The sequence below is a fragment of the Stenotrophomonas sp. AGC87 genome, assembly GCF_057333975.1.
Genome location: NZ_JBHFHW010000030.1, coordinates 35,407 through 54,907 on the forward strand (window position 1 = coordinate 35,407; position 19,501 = coordinate 54,907).

The window sequence follows — 19,501 nt, forward strand, 5'->3', positions numbered from 1 at the left end:
GGGGGGCGTTGTCGTTTCTGTTACTTGGCGGGCGCCCCGGCTGCAGCCGGCGCCAGCTCGGCGAACAATCCGCCCAGCACGCCCATGGTGGCCTGGTCGGCGCCCATGTCTTCGGCGGCATTGGCGATGGCGATCACGCCGTTGTTCTGGCCGGGGAACAGCACCACCCAGGCCAGCCAGTTACCGTCCGAACCGCCGTGCACCAGCACCGGGCCCTGACGGCCGGCAATCGAGGGCTGCACGCCCCAGTCCAGCCCGGATCCGCTGCCCGGCTGCGCGGTCTGCATCAGCGCGTACGAGGCCGGCGTCAGCAGCGTGCCCTTGCCCTGGCTGCCGGCCAGCTGATCGATGGCGAACAGCGCCAGATCCTGCAGGCGCATGTGCAGATTGCCGGCGGCGGTGTAGATCGGTGGCACCCCGTCATCGGCCTTCTGCGGTGCGGTGGTCACCGGCTTGCCGGCGCGATGGCCCAGCGGGGGCCCCGCCGGGGGCGGGCCGAACCCGGCACCGGTCATGCCCAGCGGCTGGAACACTTCGCGCTGCATCAGCGTTTCCACGTCCTTGCCGGTGGCACGTTCGGCGATCACCGCCGCGATCAGGAAGCCGCTGTTGCTGTAGGCGAATTCGGTGCCGGGCGGATGCACCGGCGCTTCGGCCAGGGCTGCCTTGACGTAAGCCTCGCGCTGCACAGGCAGGGCCCGCGTATCAACGAAGAACGCATCCAGTGCGGCGGCGTCGGTGAGGTTTTCCGGCAGGCCGGCGCGGTGCGAGAGCAACTGCACCAGGGTGACGCTGCGGTAGGCCGGCTGCATCTGTGCGGTAAGGTCGGGCAACAAGGTCGACAGCGGCGCATCCCAGCGCAGCACACCCTGTTCAACGAGCCGCGCGATCATCGCCACCGTGATCGGCTTGCCGGTGGAGCCGATCATCCATTGATCGTCCGTGGTGACCGGTGTCGTCGCATCATTGCGACGGACGCCATGCGCGGCATGTTCGGCGATCTTGCCATCGCGGATGACCAGCACGCCAATCGCAGGCGTGGCGGTGCCCTGCAGGGCCTGTGCGAGCCGTTCGTTCAGATCATCGGCAGCGCTGGCCGTAGTGGCCGCCAGCAGCAGGGTCGCGCCGAGCCAGCGCTGCAGGCGGCGCGGGGTGCGGCGAGGGGAGGGGGCGTTCCTTCGAGTCGCGATCAGATGCATGGGAGTCCTTTGCGCAGCCGCGTGGGCAGAACCTGCGCCGACGGCGCGGTCCTGCGGGATGCCGTGTCCGGACCGGGCCTGTTGCAGGCGCGGAGCGTTGCGTGCGATTCACTCTTGCATGCGGTTTGAACGTGCGTATGTGTCTGCGGTCATGCCGATGACGACATGTCAGGGACGGTGTGCGCTTCGTTCAGGATTCGACGGCAGTGGTCCGTCGTCAGTGCACTCGCAAGGTGACGCGAGCGGCGCATCGGTGCGGTCAGATCCGCACCGATGCGTGAGGCTCATGCAGTCGGCGGCAACAGCGCCGAGAGGATCGGTTCGAGCTGCGCTTGGCGCCAGCCGGCCAACGCCGTCGGCCACTGGCGGCTTTCCAGGTAGCTTTCCAGATGCTTGCGCGAGGCGAGCACGCCATCGGGCAGACCGAGTTCGGCGCTGCGCGCGCTGACGGCATCCTGCAGCCGCTTGAGGGCTTGTTTGTTGGCATCGTTGGCCGGCAGCGCCAGCGGTGCCTCGGCTTCGTCGGCGAGCGGGGTGATCAGCGCCTGCCACACCTGGGCGGCCAGCTTGCGTGGGGCCTTCGGGAAGCCCTCCATCAGCTTGGACAGCGCATCCACATCGGCCGGCGGGGTACGTGCGAGCACCGCAGCCAGTTCGTTGTCGAGCACCCAGCTGCGCGGCTTGTCGCTGGCGCGGGCCTGGACGTCGCGCCAGCGCAGCAGCCGCAGCAGACGCAGTTGCGCGGGGGTATCCATGAACTGCGCCGAGCGCATCGCCACGTGCGGCCAACGCTCTTCATCGTGTTCGACACTGGCGAGCAGGCGCTCGGCATCGTCCTGCAGCCACTGGCGGCGGCCCAGTTCCTCCAGGCGTGCCTCGATGGTGTCGTGGATCTGGAACAGGTACTCCACGTCGTCGGCGGCGTACTCCAGCTGCGCCTCCGAGAGTGGGCGGCGCATCCAGTCCGAGCGGGTTTCGCCCTTGGCCAAGGTGACGCCGGTGACTGCCGTGACCAGTTTCTGGTAACCCATGCCGCCGCCGATGCCGGCCAGCGACGCACCGATCTGGGTATCGAACAGCGGGCGCGGCAGCACGCCGCAGGCGACCTTGAAGGTAACCAGGTCTTCGCTGGCGCTGTGCATGATCTTGAGGATGGAGGTGTCGGCCAGCCACGGGGCCAGGGCCTCGTTCATGCCGGGGATCAGCGGGTCGATCAGCAGGATTTCATCGCCGACGGCCATCTGCACCAGCGCCAGCTGCGGCCAGTAGGTGCGTTCGCGGATGAACTCGGTGTCCAGGCCGATGCGGGTGGGGCGCTGGCGGTAGCGCTCGTCCAGTTCCGCCGGGGTTTTGATCCAGTAAGCCACGTGGGATTCCATGTACTGCAAAGGGGTGCTCAGGTCGGGGAGGATAGCCTAACGCCACGCCACGCCACGCCACGGCCGGCATCCTGCCGTGCGGTGATGAACGGCCGGGCCGGGGACGGTCGCCCCCCGCGACGGTGGCGATTATGATGATCCCCTGCCTGCGCCTGCGGCATGCCCCCTGGATCGCCATCGCGCCCCGGGCGGCGGCTTGCGACGTGGCGTGGGCACCAGCAAGACGATGACACGCCCCAAGGACCCCCATTTGCGACCGTCAGGCCCATTGCCGCTGCTGTTCACTGCTCTGTTGGGCATGCTGGCCGCATGTTCTCCCGCGCCCGCGCCGGCTCCGTCGGCAGCGCCGGCCGCCAAGCCGGCTGCCGCACCGGCAAAAGCGAGCGCGCCGGTGGCGCAGGTCACCATCGGAGGCGAGGACGCTGCCGAGACGGTGGAGCGCTGGCAGCCACCTGCCGTCACCCTCGTTGACGACGACGTTGTCCAGGCTCGCCGCGACGCCGCACGCGCCTTCGAGGAAGACCGGCTGTACCGCACCGCCGAGGACGCGATCCCGATCTGGCTTGCACTGCTGCAGCACGATACCAAAGACCGCCTGGCCGAGGCCGGGCTGAAGCGCGCGCGGCAACGCCTGCTGCAGGAGGCGTCCGCCTTGTTGCAGCGGCCGCTCAAGCAGCGCGAGGCCTTGGCCCAGGCCAGCGAGATGGCCTTGGTACTGCTGACCCTGGCGCCGGACGATCCCAAGGTGCGCGAGCTGCAGTCGCGGGTGGAAATTGCCCAGCGCGTGGTGGCCTACAACCGCGCCGGCGAAGACGATCTGCGCGCGGACCGCATCGGCGAAGACGGCGATGGCGCCATTCCCAATTTCCGTGAAGCACTCGCACTGGACGCGGACAACCCCCGCGCCCGGCAAGGGCTGGCAGCGGCCGAGAGCGCGCTGATCCGGCGTGCCGAGACGGCGGCGCTGGCGGCCGACTTCGCGACGGCCGGTACCTGGCTGGCCGAAGCGGCCAAGGTCCGGGACTCCTCCATCACCATTGCCGATGCCTTCGAACGTATCGAGAAGATCCGCTCGGACACCCTGGCGCGGCTGCGTAACGAGGGCTTGCGCGATCTGGCCACGCCGCAGGGACTCAAGCCGGCCCGGCAGAAGCTGGAAGATGCCCTGCGCATCGCGCTGCCCGGTGATCCTGTCGTGGGGCAGCTGCGCGAGCGCATCGAACTGGTCACCCATTACGGCAGCTTCCGGCCGCGGCAGGTGTTCAGCGATGCACTGCGCGATGGCGGCCGCGGGCCGCAGATGATCGTGGTGCCGCACGGCGGCTTCCAGATGGGCGCGGCCGAGAACGAGCTCGGCGCGACCGATGCCGAGAAGCCCGCGCACTACGTGCGCTTCGAGCGCGGTTTCGCGATGTCGATCACCGAAGTGACGGTCGCCGATTTCCGCCGTTACGTGCAGGCCACCAAGACCCGCCCACGGGCCACGCGGCGCGGTCATTCAATCGTGTATGACGAGCGCAGCGGCAACTTCGTCCGGCGCAGCGGGGTGGACTGGCAGTCCGATTACAACGGGGCCGAGGCGATCGCCAACCTGCCGGTGATGCACGTCAGTGTGCGCGATGCCGAGAATTACGCGACCTGGCTGTCCGAGCAGACCGGGCGCTCGTACCGGCTGCCCAGCGAGGCCGAATTCGAATACGCGCTGCGTGCGGGCAGCAGCGGCCGGTACCCGTGGGGCGATGCGGGCACACCGCCCGCGCGCGCCGGCAACTTCACCGGGGCCGAGGATGTCTCGCCCTCCGGACGGCACTGGTACAACGCCTTCGTCGGCTACGGCGACGGGTATTGGGGGCCGGCGCCGGTGGCCAGCTTCGATCCCAACCCGTGGGGCCTGCACGACATTGCCGGCAACCTGAGCGAATGGGTGGCCGACTGCTGGCATGCCAGCTACCGGCGTGCGCCGTCCGATGGCGTCGCGTGGTTCAACCCGGGCTGCCGGCAGCGCGTGATCCGCGGTGGCAACTGGGCCAATGCGCCGGCACAGACCCGCGCGGCCTGGCGGCAATCGCAGGATTCGGACACCACCAGCGCACGGATCGGCTTCCGGCTGGTGCGCGGCATCTGATTCTCTGGGCCGAGAGGTGACGGGATTTCACCCGGCCCCCCGGCGCGCGTTCTAGGATTGGCACAGTGTCGGGCAGGGTGCCGCGGCCATCTCAGGAACCACGCGCATGCGCAACGATCCATTCGGCGGTCAGCAGCAGGGCCGCGCCCGGCGGCCGGGCCTGTTCGGCAACATCCGCTGGTGGGTGCTGCTGGCGTTCGCCGGCTATGCCGCGTTCTATTGGTTCTCCAACCGTGCGGTGGATCCGTATACCGGCGAGAGCGTGCTGATCGACAGCTCGCTCGATGCGACCCAGGAAAAGGCGCTGGGCCTGCAGGCCTACCAGGAGATCCTGGCGCAGGAGCGGCCGCTGGATCCCAGTGCGCCGCAGTCGCGCGAGATCCAGGCGATCGCCCAGCGCCTGATCGCCAAGGTGGACGTGGTGGAAACCGCGCTCGCCGAAGAGCATGGCCTGAAGCCAGCCCATTTCGCGCGGGATTTCGAATGGGAAGTCAACGTGATCCCCTCCGAGCAGGCCAATGCGTTCTGCCTGCCGGGCGGCAAGATGGCGGTCTACACCGGGTTGATCCCGGTGGCGCGTACGGTGGATGCGATGGCGGTGGTGATGGGCCATGAAATCGCGCACGCCTTGCTGCGCCATGGCGCACAGCGCATGGCCCAGCAGAAGATGACGCAGATCGGGCAGATGGTCGGTGCCGCCAGCGGCATGGACCCGCAGCAACAGCAGATGATGATGTCGGCGATGGGCTACGGCTACCTGCTGCCGTATGCGCGCAGCCATGAAACTCAGGCCGATGAAGTGGGCCTGATGCTGGCCGCGGCGGCCTGCTTCGATCCGCAGGAAGCGATTCCGCTGTGGGAGCGGATGGGGCAGGCCAGTGGTGGGCAATCGACCTCGGAATTCGCGTCCACCCACCCCAACCCGGGCACGCGCATCCAGAACCTGCAGGCGTTGATGCCCAAGGCGATGGAATACCGGCAGAAATTCTGCGAAAGCGCGGGGCGTTGAAGGCGAACCGCGCAGCGGCGTGGGCGCGCCGGATCGGTGCGCCGGATCAGCGCACCGGTTCGTTGACCGTTACATCGATCACGCCATCCTGCACGCGCGCCTTGAGCGTGTCGCCCGGGCGCACCTGCAACGGTGAACGCACCAGGCTGCCATCGTCCTCGCGGGTCAGGATCGCGTAACCACGCGCGACGGTGGCCAGCGGGCTGACCGCTTCCATCGAGCGGGCGAGGGCCCGCAGGCGCAGGGCGTCGCGCTGCAGCTGGCGACCGATCGCACTGTCCGCACGCGGTTGCAGGCGTTGCAGGCGCTCCCGCAGGGCATCCAGCCGGCGCTGCGGATGACCGCTGCGCAGCACGGCCGCTGCGTGGCGCAGCTGGGCCAGGCGGCCTTGATGCTGTGTGGACCACGCTGCATGCAGGCGGCGCGCGACGTCCTGCTGGCGGCGCTGAAGCAGCTGCAGGCGAGACTGCGGGCTCTGCGCGTTGAGGCGGAGCAGGGCGCGGTCCGCGCGCTGCATGGCTTGCCCCAGGCTGTGCCGCTGCAGCTGCGCCAGACGCGCATCGAGGCGACGCACACGCAGCAGCAGGTCACGCTGATCAGGCACCAGCAGTTCGGCCGCGACCGACGGCGTCGGCGCGCGCAGGTCGGCGGCGAAGTCGGCCAGGCTGAAGTCGGTTTCGTGACCCACGGCAGACACCACCGGGGTCTGGCTGGCCGCGATCGCGCGGGTCAGCTGCTCATCGTTGAAGGCCCAGAGATCCTCCATCGAGCCGCCACCGCGGGTCAGCAGGATCACGTCATAGCGGCCGCTGGCATCGGCGGCATGCAGCAGCGAGGTGATCTGCGCGGCAGCGCTGTCGCCCTGCACCAGGCTGGGCAGCAGATCGACCTCGAGCATCGGGAAACGCCGTTCCAGCACGCTGAGCACGTCGCGCACCGCCGCGCCGGTGGGCGAGGTGATCACCGCCAGACGACGCACATGCGCCGGCAGCGGTCGTTTGCGCTCCGGCGCGAACAGGCCCTCGGCCTCCAGCCGCGCCTTGAGCTGTTCGAAGGCGCGGCGCAGGGCGCCTTCGCCGGCTTCTTCCATGTGGTCGAGCACCATCTGGTACTCGCCGCGTGCTTCGTACAGCGTCAACCGGCCACGGGCGAGCACGCGCATGCCTTCGCGTGGCACGAACTTCAGCCACTGGCTCTTGGGCTTGAACAATGCCGCGCGGATCTGCGAGCGCGCGTCCTTCAGCGTGAAATATAAATGGCCCGAGGCCGGGCGCGTCACGCTGCCCAGTTCGGCTTCCACCCAGATCTGCGGAAACGCGCCTTCCAGCAGGTCGCGGGCCAGGATGTTGAGCTGGCTGGGCGTGAGAATCTGCGCGCTGCGGTCCATGGAGGGATCAGGCCAAACGGTACGAACGGGGGGCCATGGTCGCACGTCGGCGGCGATGCTTCATCCCGCGGCGGTGCGGCCTTCGTGCTGCTGCAGTGCCCAGGCCACATGCTCGCGCACGATCGCTGAAGGATGCTCGCGTCGTGCGTGCAGCGCGGCCAGTGTCTCGGCGTGGGTGGGGGCATTGCCCAGCGCCACGGCGATGTTGCGCAGCCAGCGTTCATGCCCGCTGCGGCGGATCGGGCTGCCTTCGGTACGGCGCAGGAACTCGTCTTCTTCCCAGGCGAACAGCTGGGCGAGCGAGGCGGTGTCCAGCGCGTTGCGCGCCCGGAAATCCGGCTCGTCGGTGCGCTTGGCGAATTTGTTCCAGGGGCAGACCAGCTGGCAATCGTCGCAGCCGTAGATGCGGTTGCCCATCGCCGTGCGCATCTCCTCGGGAATCGCGCCGTCGTGTTCGATGGTGAGATAGGAGATGCAGCGGCGTGCATCCAGGCGGTGCGGCGCGATGATCGCCTGGGTCGGGCAGACATCGATGCAGCGCGTGCAGGTGCCGCAGTGTGCGGTGGCCGGCGTATCCACCGGCAGCGGCACGTCGACGTAGATCTCGCCGATGAAGAACCACGAGCCGCCCTGCTTGTCGATCAGGCAGGTGTGCTTGCCGATCCAGCCCAGTCCGGCGTTGCGGGCGAGCGCGCGCTCCAGCACCGGGGCCGAATCAACGAACACGCGGTAGCCGAACGGCCCGATCTCGGCGGCGATGCTGTCGGCGAACTTCTGCAGCCGGTTGCGCATCAGCTTGTGGTAATCGCGGCCCAGCGCGTAGCGCGCCACGTAGGCGCGGTCACCATCGTGCAGGGTGGCCCAGGCTTCAGCGTCGTCCTTGTGGCCGTAATCCATGCCGACCGAGATCACCCGCACCGTGCCCGGCAGCAGTTCATCCGGCCGGGCGCGCAGCGTGCCGTGGCGCGCCATCCATTCCATCGTGCCGTACAGGCCCTTGCCCAGCCAATCGGCCAGGTGTGCCTCGTCTTCGCGCAGATCGATGCCGGACACCCCGCAGCGCTGGAAGCCGTGCACGCCCGCGATCGCACGGATGCGTTCGGCGGCACGGGCCAGATGGACGGGGGCGGGCAGGGGAACGGCGGACATGGCCTGGGCGGAAACGGAGCCTGGGGAGGGCGCGGCAAGGCTGCGCCTGGGCGACAAGTATAGAATCCCGGCATGCCCGAGCTTGCTGAACTGTTCGATATCGCCGCTGCGCGCCGCCTGGATGCGCAGGCCAGTGCCTTGCTGGGCGATGGGGGTGCCTCGCTGATGGAACAGGCCGGCCAGGCCGCCTGGCACTGCCTGCTGGAGCGCTGGCCGCAGGCGCAGCGCATCGGTGTGGTGGTGGGGGCCGGCAACAACGGCGGCGATGGCTACGTGCTGGCCCGTCTGGCCCGTGACGCCGGCCGCCCGGTGACGGTGCTGCGGCTGGACACCGATGCGCCGGCCACGACGTTGGCGCAGCAGGCCGAGCAGGCGTTCATCGCCACCGGCGGTGCGGTGGCGCGCTTCGATGGCCTTCTCCCGCCGATCGACCTGCTGGTGGACGCGCTGTTCGGCATCGGCCTGAACCGCGCGCCGGCCGGTGCTGCGGTGGATCTGATCAGGGCCATCAACGGCGCTGGCGTGCCGGTGCTGTCGCTGGACGTGCCCAGCGGCGTGGATGCGCGCAGCGGTCACGTGCCGGGTGTTGCCGTCCGGGCCACGGTCACCCTGCAGTTCATCGTGCGCCACCAGGGGCTGTATACCGGCGCAGCGCTGGAGCATGTCGGCGGTCGCCGCCTGGCCGCGCTGGCGCTGCCTGCAGACGCTGGCGAAGGCGTGCAGCACAGCGCCGAGTGCTGGCAGCAACCGCGCCTGCGCGCGCAGCTGCCGGCGCGCCGCGCCAACACCCACAAGGGCGAATCCGGCCACGTGCTGTGCGTGGGCGGCAACCTCGGCAGCGGCGGTGCGGTGATGCTGGCCAGTGAATCGGCGTTGCGCGCGGGCGCAGGGCTGGTCAGTGTGGCGACCCAGTCACCGCATGTCGCCCCGCTGCTGGCGCGCCTGCCCGAAGCGATGGTGCATGCCGTTCAGGATGCGCAGGAACTGCAGGCCCTGCTGCCGCGTGCCGGTGTGATCGCGATCGGGCCTGGCCTGGGCCAGGACGACTGGGCGCACGAACTCTGGCGCCAGGTGTTGGCCAGCGGCAAGCCGCTGGTGGTCGATGCCGACGCCCTGAACCTGCTGGCCAAGGCGCCGCAGCCGCTGCATGACGCGATCCTGACCCCGCACCCGGGCGAGGCCGCGCGCCTGCTCGGGCTGAGCACCGCGCAGGTGCAGGCCGACCGCTTCACCGCGGCCAAAGCGTTGGCCGAGCGTTACCACGCGGTGGTGGTGCTCAAGGGCGCCGGCACCGTGGTCGCCGCGCCCGATGCGCTGCCGCGGGTGATGGCCGCCGGCAATCCCGGCATGGCCGTGGGTGGCATGGGCGACCTGCTCACCGGCATCATTGCCGCCCTGCGCGCGCAGGGGCTGGGCGCCTTCGATGCCGCCAGCACCGGCGCATTGCTGCACAGCCTGGCCGGCGATGCCGCCGCCAGTGACGGCCAGCGGGGCCTGCTTCCCACCGATCTGCTGGCGCCGCTGCGCCGACTGGTCAATCCGGACGTTTGAACATGATCGAGTTTTTCCTCGCGCAGACCGAAGACACCGACCTGCTTGGGCAATGGCTGGCCGCGACCCGGCCGCCACAGGCGGTGATGCAGCTGCAGGGCGACCTGGGCGCAGGCAAATCCACCCTGGCCCGCGCACTGCTGCGCGCACTGGGCGTGCAGGGGGCGATCCGCAGCCCGACCTACACCCTGGTGGAGCGCTACCCGCTGGCCGACGGCCACGAGGCCTGGCACCTGGATCTGTACCGGATCGGCAACGCACAGGAGCTGGATTTCCTCGGGCTGGACGAAGGCAGCGCCTCGCTGTGGCTGGTCGAATGGCCCGAGCGCGGTGCTGGTGCATTGCCGCCGACGGACCTCGAAGTGGCCCTGGATATCCAGGGCCAGGGGCGCCGCGCCCGGCTCACCGCCACCAGTCCGGCCGGTCGTGAATGGCTCGCTCGGCTGCCCCAAGGGGGTGACTTGCAGGCCCTTTCTGTCGGCTGACACTAGGAAACACCGGCAGGTTACGGATTATTAAGGGAAAAGGAGTTGCATTTCATTCAGCGCGGTGATTGAATCCAGACCCATGCCAATGGGGAAATCACTCGCCGCCCTCTGCACTGCCGTCGGACTCTGTCTGGCGAGCGCGCTGTCGTGGGCGGGCGAAGTCCGCCAGGTGGCCGTGGAGACCGGTGCGACCGGGACCCGTGCGGAGATTTCGCTGGCCGGCAGCGGGGGCTACAAGACCCTGTCCCTGGCCGGTCCGAACCGCCTGGTGGTGGATTTCCCGGACTCCAGCGCGATCCGCAACCTCAAACTGCCTGCGCCCAAGGGCGTGGTCACCGCTGTCCGCACCGGGCAGCCGGTGCCAGGCACGTTCCGCGTGGTGTTCGATCTGGCCGAATCGGTCGCCCCGTTCCGCCCGCAGATGATCAAGCAGGGCGATGAGTCGCGCTTGGTGATCGAGTGGCCGGGCGATGCGCCGGCCGCGACCACCGTTGCCAGTGCGCCCGCGCCCACCCCGGCCGCAACGCCTTTGCCCACGCCAGCGGCTTCGACGCCGGCCGCCGCGCCGGCACAGACCCCCGCACCGACCGCCGCCCAGACTGCACAGGCACGCAGCGATGCCGCGCGCGCCACCGCTTTGCTGACCGCGTCGGTACGCCAGCAGGCCAGCGCCACGGTCGCCACCTCGGCGCCGGGCCCGGCTGCCGCGACGGCCACCACTGTCAACGTCGCTGCGGCAGGGACCGCCAACGCGGCCAGCAACAGCGCGTCGCCGGCCGCGATCCTGGCCGGCCAGTCGACCACGGCGGTCGTGGCCAGTGCGCCGGTTCCGACGCCCGCGCCGACCCCGGCGCTGCAGGACAACCCGCGTCCGGCCATGCCCAGCGACGCTTCGCGCGTGAAGATGCGCGCCGGCATGCGTCCACTGGTGATCGCGATCGATCCCGGCCATGGCGGCCAGGATCCCGGCGCCGTCGGCCCGACCGGCAAGCGCGAAAAAGACATCACCCTGGCAGTGGCACGCGAACTGGCCCGCCAGGTCAACGCGACGCCCGGGCTGAAGGCCTACCTGACCCGCGACAGCGACGTGTTCATCCCGCTGCCGATGCGCGCGCAGAAGGCGCGTGCGGCCAAGGCCGACATGTTCATCTCGATCCACGCCGATGCCGCCGAGAACCGGGCAGCAACCGGCTCGTCGGTGTACGTGCTCTCCACCAAGGGCGCCTCCTCGCAGCGTGCGCGCTGGCTGGCCGACAAGGAAAACGCCGCCGATCTGGTCGGTGGCGTACGCCTGCAGCAGACCGAAGGCACCCTGGCCAACGTGCTGCTGGATCTGGCCCAGAGCGGTTACATGAAGGCCTCCGAAGACGCAGCCGGGCATGTGCTGGGCGGCCTGAAGCGGATCGGCAAGAACCACAAGCCCAACATCGAGCGTGCGAACTTCGCGGTGCTGCGCACCTCGGACATGCCGGCGATGCTGGTCGAAACCGCCTTCATCTCCAACCCCGATGAAGAGCGCCGCCTGATCGATCCGGCCTACCAGCGCCAGATCGCCGGCGCAGTGCTGGACGGTGTGCATACCTTCTTCAGCCGTCAGCCGCCGCCGGGCACCCTGTACGCCGCGCGCGCCCAGGCTGAAATCGATGCCGCCAGCACCGTGGCGGGCGGCAGCAAGTAACCCCTCCGGGCTGCACTGCCCGGCGCACGCTATCATCACGGGATGACGTCCGTTTCCCGAACTCCCACCGCTGCCACGCCTGCCATCTCCCTTGCCCGGAGGTGCGCATGAGCATCCGCCAACTCCCTGAAATCCTGATCAACCAGATCGCCGCCGGCGAAGTGGTCGAACGCCCTGCGTCCGTGGTCAAGGAACTGGTCGAAAACGCGCTGGATGCCGGCGCCACCCGCGTCGACATCGACCTGGAAGAGGGCGGCGTGCGGTTGATCCGCATCCGCGACGACGGCGGTGGCATCGCACCGGAAGAGCTGCCGCTGGCGGTGTCGCGCCACGCCACCAGCAAGATCGCCAGCCTGGATGATCTGGAGTCGGTGGCGACGCTCGGCTTCCGCGGCGAAGCGCTGCCCTCGATCGCCTCGGTCAGCCGCTTCACCCTGAGCTCGCGCCGCGCCATCGACGAGCACGGTTCGGCCCTGCAGATCGAGGGCGGCCGGCTCGGCGAAGTGACCCCCCGCGCGCATGCGCCCGGCACCACGGTGGAAGTGCGCGAGCTGTTCTACAACGTGCCGGCGCGCCGCAAGTTCCTGCGCGCCGAGCGCACCGAGCTGGGCCATATCGAAGAGTGGCTGCGCTCGCTCGCGCTGGCGCGCCCGGATGTGGAGCTGCGCGTGTCGCACAACGGCAAGCCCTCGCGCCGCTACAAGCCCGGCGACCTGTACTCGGATGCGCGCCTGGGCGAAACACTGGGCGAAGACTTCGCCAACCAGGCGCTGCGGGTGGACCACAGTGGGGCCGGCCTGCGCCTGCACGGCTGGATCGCGCAGCCGCACTATTCGCGGGCCAGCACCGATCAGCAGTACCTGTACGTCAACGGCCGTTCGGTGCGCGACCGCAGTGTCGCCCATGCGGTGAAAATGGCCTACGGCGACGTGCTGTTCCATGGCCGTCAGCCGGCGTATGTGCTGTTCCTGGAACTCGACCCGACCCGCGTGGACGTCAACGTGCACCCGGCCAAGCATGAAGTGCGCTTCCGCGACTCGCGCCTGATCCACGATTTCGTCTACCGCACGCTCAAGGAAGCGCTGGCCGAAACCCGTGCCGGCATGACCGCGGCCGGCCCCCAGGTGCATGCCACCGAGAGTGCCGCCACGGCGGCCCCCGCTTACGGGCTGCCGTCGTCGGGCAGTACCGGCTATGCACTCGCAGGCAACGGCGCTGGCGGTGGCATGGGCGGCGACTGGCGCCCGCAGCAATCACCGTTGGGGCTACGCGTGGCTGATGCGCCGTCCGCCTATGCAGCGCTGTATGGCGCGCCGGGCGGTACCGCAGCGGCCAGCAGCCTGCCGCCGATGCCGACCGAAAACGGCCTGCCGGTGACCGCAGCCGACAGTGGCGTGCCGCCGCTGGGTTATGCGATTGCCCAGTTGCATGGCATCTACATCCTGGCCGAAAACGCCGAAGGCCTGATTGTGGTGGACATGCACGCTGCGCACGAACGCATCGGCTACGAACGCCTGAAAACCGCGCACGATGGCATGGGCCTGCATGCGCAGCCGCTGCTGGTGCCGATCACCCTGGCGGTGGGCGAACGCGATGCCGATACCGCCGAGCGCGAGGCCGAAACCTTGACCTCGCTGGGCTTTGAGATCACCCGCGCCGGCCCCGGTTCACTGCACGTACGCAGCATTCCGGCGTTGCTGGCCAATGCCGAACCCGAAGCGTTGCTGCGCGACGTGCTCACCGACCTGCGCGAGCATGGGCAGAGCCGACGCATTGCCAGTGCCCGCGACGAACTGCTGTCCACCATGGCCTGCCACGGCGCGGTGCGCGCCAACCGGCGCCTGACCGTGCCGGAAATGAACGGCCTGCTGCGCGACATGGAAATCACCGAACGCTCGGGTCAGTGCAATCACGGCCGACCGACCTGGGCCCGTTTTTCGCTGGCGGAAATCGACCGCTGGTTCCTGCGTGGACGCTGAGAGGAAGGTCATGGGGAAGCACTGGGGAGTGTGGGCGACTGCGTTGCTGCTGGCAGTGAGCATCTCGGGGTGTGGCGAAAAGAACGAGGCAGCACCGGCGAAGGTGGCGATCGATCCGGCCTTCGAGGCCGAACAGCAGCAGTGGCGCCAACAGCGCTACGAAGCGCTGCACGCCGCCGATGGCTGGACCAGTCTGGTCGGTCTGCACTGGCTGGAATACAAGGCGCACTACATCGGGCGTGGGCCGGGCAGCGGCATCCGCCTGGCGGTCGGCCCGGACAAGCTCGGCATGGTCGCGCGCGAGGGCAGCACCGTCTGGTTCACGCCGGAGCGCGGCGTGCCGATGCGCGTGGAGGGCAAGCCGGTCACCGGCCGCATCCGCTTCTTCAGCGATCGCGATCCAGCGCCGACCGTCATCGCCTTCGATGACGACAAGGGCCGGCTCAGCCTGATCCATCGCGGTGAGCGCTTCGCGCTGCGGGTCAAGCACGCCGATGCCCCCTCGCGGACGAACTTCACCGGCCTGACGTACTGGCCGGGTGGCCCGTCCTGGCGCATCACCGCGCGCTTCGTGCCACATCCAGCCGGCAAGACGCTGCCGATCGCGGACATCACCGGGCTGACCACGAACATGCCCAATGCCGGCACGCTGGAATTCGAGCGCGACGGCCGCACCTGGCGGCTGGAGGCGATCGGCGAGCCTGGCCGCGAGCTGTTCGTGATCTTTGGCGATCGCACCAGTGGCCACGGCAGCTATCCGGCCGGCCGCTATCTGGATCTGCCCGCGCCCGACGCGCAGGGCCGGGTGGTGATCGATTTCAATCACGCCTACAACCCGCCGTGCGCGTTCACGCCGTTCGCGACGTGTCCACTGACACCCCCTGAAAACCGCCTGGACCTGCGTGTGGACGCAGGTGAGCAGGCGTACCACGCCCCTGAAGGAGAGGCTTGATGATCTCGATGTTGTCGCGTGTCGTATCCCCGTTGCTGATCACTGCGAGCCTGTTGGTCGGTACGGGCGGGGCTGAAGCGCGCCCCGTGGCGCCGAGCGCGCCGGCAGCGACGAAAGCTTCCCCGCCGGTCCCGCTGCTGTGGAAGGTGACCGGCCCGGGCGACAGCCGCCTGTACCTGCTGGGTTCGTTCCATCTGCTGCAGCCGAGCGATTACCCGCTCTCGCCGGACATCGATCAGGCGTTCACGGCCTCCCAGCGGGTGGTGTTCGAACTGTCGCCGCAGGACATGGAATCGCCGCAGCTGGCGCAGAAAATGGTGCAGGCCGCGATGCGCACCGATGGCTCGGAGCTGAAGCGCGACCTGGACGCCGCAACCTGGACCAAGCTGCAGGCCTATGCGCAGGAGAACAAACTGCCGCTGGCCCAGCTGCAGGGCATGAAACCGTGGTTCGTCGGCCTGACCATCACCCTGAGTCAGTTCACCAAAATGGGGCTGGACCCCGCGCTCGGCCTGGATCGACATTTCATGACCCGCGCCGCGAGCGCAGGCAAGGCCACCGCCGGTCTGGAAGACATCGACACCCAGATCGCGGTGCTGTCGGGAATGACCGCCAAGGAGCAGCAGCAGATGGTGGCCGAAGCGCTGGAACAGGCCGGCAAGGGCGACGAGATGGGGCGCAAGCTGCATGATGCCTGGCGCCGTGGCGACGACAAACTGCTGTGGACCTCGATGGCCACCGAGATGCGCGGCCAGTACCCGCAGCTGTACAAGCGCATCAACACCGACCGCAACGACGCCTGGGTGCCCAAGCTGCAGCAGCATCTGCAGGCCGGGCAGGGCGGCACGATGGTGGTGGTGGGCACGTTGCACCTGCTCGGCAACGACGGTGTGGTCGAAAAGCTGCGTGCCAAGGGCTACAAGGTGGAGCGCGTCTGCACCGGCTGCGCCAAGCCCAAGCGCTGATGCGCGCGGTTGGAGGGCGATAGGGTCGGCCGGCGACAGTGACCTCACCCGGCCCCGAAACGAGAAAAGGCGCGGCCCGAGGGCTGCGCCTTTTCTTTGTTGCGCCAAGCCGGGGCTTAGCGGCGGGTCTTGCCTGCGCCCGGTGCCGGCGTTTCCGGCTTCTTGCCGGTACCCGTACCCGTGCCGGTACCCGTTCCAGTGCCACCCGGGCGGCCGCCGAAGCCGGTGCCCATGTTGCGCTGGAAGTCCTGCCACATCTCCATGTTGCGCTCGGTCAGCTGGTTCATCATCGCCCAGGGGGTCTGGCCGAGCAGATTGCCCATCTGCTGGCGGAACTGCTGCTGCTGGTCCAGGAAGACCTGCATGCTGCGCTCCAGATAGTTGCCCATGAAGCCCTGCAGCGAGTCGCCATAGAAGCGGATCAGCTGGCTGAGCAGCTGGGTAGACAGCATCGGTTCGCCGTCCTGCTCCTGGTCGGCGATGATCTGCAGTAGCACCGAGCGGGTCAGGTCATCGCCGCTCTTGGCGTCACGCACCTCGAAGTCCTCACCGTCCAGGATCAGCTGGCGCACATCCTCTATGGTGATGTAGCTGGAGATTTCCGTGTCGTAGAGCCGGCGGTTCGGGTACTTCTTGATAATGCGGGTCGCAGCCATGAAGCAGTCACTCATCACAGTAGGCGCGCAGCATGGCGCAGTGCAGCAGCCTATGCAACCGCCATAGGTAGCAAGGGGCCGCATTTATGTTGCGCAACATGGAGTGCAGCAATTTCGGCGCTTACCACCCCATGTGGTGGCCGCCGTTGATGTCCAGATTGGAGCCGGTGATCCACGAGGCTTCCTCGTTGACCAGGAAGGCCACGGCGTAGGCGATTTCCTCCGGCTTGCCGAGGCGGCCGGTGGGGATGTCGGCGATGATCTTGGCGCGCACTTCGTCCGGCACGGCCATCACCATGTCGGTGGCCACGTAGCCCGGCGAAATCGTATTCACGGTGATGCCGAAGCCGGCATTCTCACGCGCCAGCGAAATGGTGAAGCCGTGCATGCCGGCTTTGGCGGCAGCGTAGTTGGCTTGGCCGTACTGGCCCTTCAGGCCATTGATGGAGCTGATCTGGATGACCCGGCCCCAGCCGCGGCGGCGCATGCCCTCGATGATCGGACGGGTGACGTTGAACACCGAATTGAGGTTGGTGTTGATGACGTCGTGCCACTGGTCCGCGCGCATGCGGTGGAAGGTGGTATCGCGGGTGATGCCGGCGTTGTTGATCAGGATCTCGACCGGGCCCAGCGCCGCTTCAACGGCCTGCACCATGCTTTCGGCGGTGCCGGGGTCGGACACATCGCCCGGGAATATCGCCACATCGCAGCCGCGCGCCAACATCTTCTCGCGCCAGGCCTTGGCTTTGGCCTCGTCACGGTAGTTGGTGGCGACCCGATGGCCCTGGTCGGCCAGGCGTTGGCAGATGGCAGTACCGATACCGCCGGTACCACCGGTGACCAGTGCGACGCGAGATGTCATGAGCAGCTACTCCGAAAGGCAGGGCGAACAAGGGGGAACAGGATTCTGCAACATCAGCGGGCAAAAGGGGCGCCCTCGCCAACGGCGTGCGGCAGCGGAATGTCGCCCGGTGGCAATCGTGCCGGATCGAAGCCATCGGCCGCCTGCTGAAGCCACAGGCCCACCTCATCGGCCCCTGCACCGATCGCCGGATCCTGGCCCAGCTGCGCCCATGCCCGGCGCAGCGCTGGCAGCGGCTGGGCGGGGTCCACCGGCAGCGCCGCCTCGGACTTGGAGAGCTTGCGCCCCTCCGGGCCGAGCAGCAGTGGCAGATGCAGGTAGCGCGGTGTCGGCAAACCCAGGGCCTGCTGCAGCAGGATCTGGCGCGGCGTGGAATCGAGCAGGTCCGCCCCGCGCACCACGTCGGTCACGCGCTGCGCGCCATCGTCGACCACCACCGCCAGCTGATAGGCCCAGTAGCCATCGGCCCGGCGCAGCACGAAATCGCCGACCTCGGCGTGCACGTCCTGCACGATTCGGCCCTGCAATCCATCATCGAATCCCACCACACTGCCCGGTGGCACCCGCAGCCGCACCGCCGGTTGCGCACGCGCGGCGCGGGCCACGCAGTGGTGATGGATGCCGCCCTGCGCGGCCAGCTCGCTGCGGCTGCAATGGCAGGCAAACGCCTTGCCCTCGCGCAGCAGCCGGTCCAGCGCCTCCTGATAGAGCGCATCGCGCTGGCTCTGATGCACGATCGGCCCGTCACTGCACAGCCCGAAGGCGGCCAATGCGGCCAGTTGGCCGCTCACCGCGCCAGGCACCGTTCGAGGAGGATCGACGTCCTCCACCCGCACCAGCCACTGGCCGCCGGCGTGGCGGGCGAGCAGCCAACTGCCGAGCGCCGCCAGCAGCGAGCCGGGGTGCAGGGGGCCGGTAGGCGAGGGCGCAAAGCGCCCGCAATAGGAGGTATCAGACATGGACTATGAATCGTCGGTCAGTTTGCGACTTGAATTCAAGCTGAAGTCACCGCAGATTTGCACTCATCAACCTCCCATGAGCGTCCTTTTCCCATGTTCAGTCGCATTGCTCTCTTCCTGCTGACCAACTTTGCGGTGCTGATCCTGGCCGGCATCGTGATGTCGGTACTGGGCGTCAATCCCAACCAGATGAGCGGCCTGCTGGTCTTCGCGGCCATCTTCGGTTTCGGCGGCTCGTTCATCTCGCTGCTGCTCTCCAAGTTCATGGCCAAGCGCTCCACCGGCGCCGTCGTGATCACCGAGCCGCGCAACCCGACCGAACGCTGGCTGTTGGCCACCGTTGAGCGCCAGGCCCGTGAAGCCGGCATCGGCATGCCCGAAGTGGCGGTGTACGAAGGCCCGGAAATCAACGCCTTCGCCACCGGCGCCAACCGCAACAAGGCCCTGGTCGCCGTCTCCACCGGCCTGCTGCACAACATGAGCGAAGACGAAGCCGAAGCCGTGCTCGGCCATGAAATCGCCCACGTCGCCAACGGTGACATGATCACCATGGCCCTGCTGCAGGGCGTACTCAACACCTTCGTGATCGTCCTGGCCCGCATCGTCGGCGGCTTCATCGACAACGCCCTGTCCGGCAACCGCGAAGGCGGCGGCCGCGGCTTTGCGTACTACATCATCGTGTTCGTCCTGGAAATGGTGTTCGGCCTGTTCGCCACCATGATCTCCATGTGGTTCTCCCGTCACCGCGAATTCCGCGCCGACGCCGGCGGCGCCCACCTGGCCGGCCGCCAGAAAATGATCGCCGCCCTGGAACGCCTGAAGGTCAACCACGGCCAGAGCACCCTGCCGACGCAGATCGCCGCCTTCGGCATCGCCGGCGGCGCGGCCAAGAAGCTGTTCATGAGCCACCCCCCGCTGGACGAGCGCATCGCCGCCCTGCGCGCCGCCAACAACACCGTGGTGTAACCCACACCGCAGTGCGCAGAACAGAACGCCCGGCTCCCGCCGGGCGTTTTTTGTTGGGCGGGCGCCCGCGATCAAAAAATGTCAGTGCCGTCCAGTAGATGTCAGGAGCGTTGAGCTCTCCCATCCGCCACATCGAGATCTGTCGAGAGGCCGGTGGGTAGCCTGGGCCAAGACCGTCAGGGCGCCATGGATGGCGC

16 protein-coding genes are annotated in these 19,501 nt (G+C 68.5%); 9 read left to right on the top strand and 7 right to left on the bottom strand.

From position 1 onward, the window contains the following. Positions 1–20 precede the first annotated feature (20 nt). Together ACE026_RS11970 and rnd are read right to left on the bottom strand one after the other, a co-directional pair. Positions 21–1,199, bottom strand: coding sequence for a serine hydrolase domain-containing protein (locus ACE026_RS11970; RefSeq protein ID WP_486039174.1), 1,179 nt, complete (start codon positions 1,197–1,199; stop codon positions 21–23). A 284-nt stretch (positions 1,200–1,483) separates the two neighbouring features. Next, positions 1,484–2,566 carry a ribonuclease D gene (rnd, locus tag ACE026_RS11975; protein WP_486039175.1) on the bottom strand — a complete coding sequence of 361 codons (1,083 nt, stop codon included), beginning with the start codon at positions 2,564–2,566 and terminating at the stop codon, positions 1,484–1,486. A gap of 238 nt (positions 2,567–2,804) precedes the next feature. On the opposite strand from rnd, the gene ACE026_RS11980 reads away from it, so the two are divergent. After that, the gene (locus ACE026_RS11980; RefSeq protein ID WP_486039176.1) at positions 2,805–4,703 is read left to right on the top strand and encodes a formylglycine-generating enzyme family protein; all 1,899 of its coding nucleotides are present in this window, start codon (positions 2,805–2,807) and stop codon (positions 4,701–4,703) included. Positions 4,704–4,809: 106 nt separating this feature from the next. Further along, complete coding sequence (locus tag ACE026_RS11985; protein ID WP_486039177.1) at positions 4,810–5,712, top strand: M48 family metallopeptidase; 903 nt, start codon at positions 4,810–4,812, stop codon at positions 5,710–5,712. A 46-nt stretch (positions 5,713–5,758) separates the two neighbouring features. Here the strand turns inward: ACE026_RS11985 and xseA are convergent, their stop codons facing one another. Together xseA and queG are read right to left on the bottom strand one after the other, a co-directional pair. After that, positions 5,759–7,099 (bottom strand): exodeoxyribonuclease VII large subunit, encoded by a 1,341-nt coding sequence (gene xseA / locus ACE026_RS11990; protein ID WP_486039178.1) that lies wholly within the window; start codon positions 7,097–7,099, stop codon positions 5,759–5,761. Between the two features lie 60 nt (positions 7,100–7,159). Beyond that, positions 7,160–8,248 (bottom strand): tRNA epoxyqueuosine(34) reductase QueG, encoded by a 1,089-nt coding sequence (gene queG / locus ACE026_RS11995; RefSeq protein ID WP_486039179.1) that lies wholly within the window; start codon positions 8,246–8,248, stop codon positions 7,160–7,162. A 72-nt stretch (positions 8,249–8,320) separates the two neighbouring features. Between queG and ACE026_RS12000 the strand changes: the two genes are divergently transcribed. From ACE026_RS12000 to ACE026_RS12025, 6 genes are all read left to right on the top strand, one after another. Beyond that, positions 8,321–9,799 carry an NAD(P)H-hydrate dehydratase gene (locus tag ACE026_RS12000; RefSeq protein ID WP_486039180.1) on the top strand — a complete coding sequence of 493 codons (1,479 nt, stop codon included), beginning with the start codon at positions 8,321–8,323 and terminating at the stop codon, positions 9,797–9,799. Positions 9,800–9,801: 2 nt separating this feature from the next. Next, a complete protein-coding gene (gene tsaE, locus ACE026_RS12005; protein ID WP_259261485.1) occupies positions 9,802–10,284 on the top strand; it encodes a tRNA (adenosine(37)-N6)-threonylcarbamoyltransferase complex ATPase subunit type 1 TsaE in 483 nt (160 codons plus the stop codon). A gap of 88 nt (positions 10,285–10,372) precedes the next feature. Then, the gene (locus tag ACE026_RS12010; protein ID WP_486039230.1) at positions 10,373–11,965 is read left to right on the top strand and encodes an N-acetylmuramoyl-L-alanine amidase; all 1,593 of its coding nucleotides are present in this window, start codon (positions 10,373–10,375) and stop codon (positions 11,963–11,965) included. Between the two features lie 107 nt (positions 11,966–12,072). After that, complete coding sequence (gene mutL / locus ACE026_RS12015) at positions 12,073–13,944, top strand: DNA mismatch repair endonuclease MutL (protein WP_486039181.1); 1,872 nt, start codon at positions 12,073–12,075, stop codon at positions 13,942–13,944. Between the two features lie 10 nt (positions 13,945–13,954). Continuing rightward, on the top strand, positions 13,955–14,896 hold the full coding sequence (locus ACE026_RS12020) for a DUF1684 domain-containing protein (protein WP_486039182.1): 942 nt from the start codon (positions 13,955–13,957) through the stop codon (positions 14,894–14,896). Between the two features lie 2 nt (positions 14,897–14,898). Then, positions 14,899–15,861, top strand: a complete 963-nt coding sequence (locus ACE026_RS12025; protein ID WP_486039231.1) for a TraB/GumN family protein — start codon at positions 14,899–14,901, stop codon at positions 15,859–15,861. Between the two features lie 116 nt (positions 15,862–15,977). Here the strand turns inward: ACE026_RS12025 and phaR are convergent, their stop codons facing one another. From phaR to gluQRS, 3 genes are all read right to left on the bottom strand, one after another. Continuing rightward, positions 15,978–16,517 carry a polyhydroxyalkanoate synthesis repressor PhaR gene (gene phaR / locus ACE026_RS12030; protein ID WP_019182811.1) on the bottom strand — a complete coding sequence of 180 codons (540 nt, stop codon included), beginning with the start codon at positions 16,515–16,517 and terminating at the stop codon, positions 15,978–15,980. 121 nt (positions 16,518–16,638) lie between these two features. Further along, complete coding sequence (gene phbB, locus ACE026_RS12035; RefSeq protein ID WP_486039183.1) at positions 16,639–17,379, bottom strand: acetoacetyl-CoA reductase; 741 nt, start codon at positions 17,377–17,379, stop codon at positions 16,639–16,641. Between the two features lie 53 nt (positions 17,380–17,432). Then, positions 17,433–18,338: a tRNA glutamyl-Q(34) synthetase GluQRS gene (gene gluQRS, locus ACE026_RS12040; protein WP_486039184.1), complete on the bottom strand. Its 906-nt coding sequence runs from the start codon at positions 18,336–18,338 to the stop codon at positions 17,433–17,435. Between the two features lie 93 nt (positions 18,339–18,431). Between gluQRS and htpX the strand changes: the two genes are divergently transcribed. Then, positions 18,432–19,304, top strand: coding sequence for a protease HtpX (gene htpX / locus ACE026_RS12045; RefSeq protein ID WP_486039185.1), 873 nt, complete (start codon positions 18,432–18,434; stop codon positions 19,302–19,304). The last annotated feature ends 197 nt before the right edge of the window (positions 19,305–19,501 follow it).

Bases quoted from the DNA above. Each gene is read 5' to 3' on its own strand.
- phaR (WP_019182811.1), bottom strand. From the start codon at position 16,517: ATGGCTGCGACCCGCATTATCAAGAAGTACCCGAACCGCCGGCTCTAC.
- tsaE (WP_259261485.1), top strand. From the start codon at position 9,802: ATGATCGAGTTTTTCCTCGCGCAGACCGAAGACACCGACCTGCTTGGG.
- mutL (WP_486039181.1), top strand. From the start codon at position 12,073: ATGAGCATCCGCCAACTCCCTGAAATCCTGATCAACCAGATCGCCGCC.
- ACE026_RS11985 (WP_486039177.1), top strand. From the start codon at position 4,810: ATGCGCAACGATCCATTCGGCGGTCAGCAGCAGGGCCGCGCCCGGCGG.
- ACE026_RS12000 (WP_486039180.1), top strand. From the start codon at position 8,321: ATGCCCGAGCTTGCTGAACTGTTCGATATCGCCGCTGCGCGCCGCCTG.
- queG (WP_486039179.1), bottom strand. From the start codon at position 8,248: ATGTCCGCCGTTCCCCTGCCCGCCCCCGTCCATCTGGCCCGTGCCGCC.
- xseA (WP_486039178.1), bottom strand. From the start codon at position 7,099: ATGGACCGCAGCGCGCAGATTCTCACGCCCAGCCAGCTCAACATCCTG.
- ACE026_RS12010 (WP_486039230.1), top strand. From the start codon at position 10,373: ATGGGGAAATCACTCGCCGCCCTCTGCACTGCCGTCGGACTCTGTCTG.
- ACE026_RS11970 (WP_486039174.1), bottom strand. From the start codon at position 1,199: ATGCATCTGATCGCGACTCGAAGGAACGCCCCCTCCCCTCGCCGCACC.
- ACE026_RS12020 (WP_486039182.1), top strand. From the start codon at position 13,955: ATGGGGAAGCACTGGGGAGTGTGGGCGACTGCGTTGCTGCTGGCAGTG.
- htpX (WP_486039185.1), top strand. From the start codon at position 18,432: ATGTTCAGTCGCATTGCTCTCTTCCTGCTGACCAACTTTGCGGTGCTG.
- ACE026_RS11980 (WP_486039176.1), top strand. From the start codon at position 2,805: ATGACACGCCCCAAGGACCCCCATTTGCGACCGTCAGGCCCATTGCCG.
- gluQRS (WP_486039184.1), bottom strand. From the start codon at position 18,338: ATGTCTGATACCTCCTATTGCGGGCGCTTTGCGCCCTCGCCTACCGGC.
- phbB (WP_486039183.1), bottom strand. From the start codon at position 17,379: ATGACATCTCGCGTCGCACTGGTCACCGGTGGTACCGGCGGTATCGGT.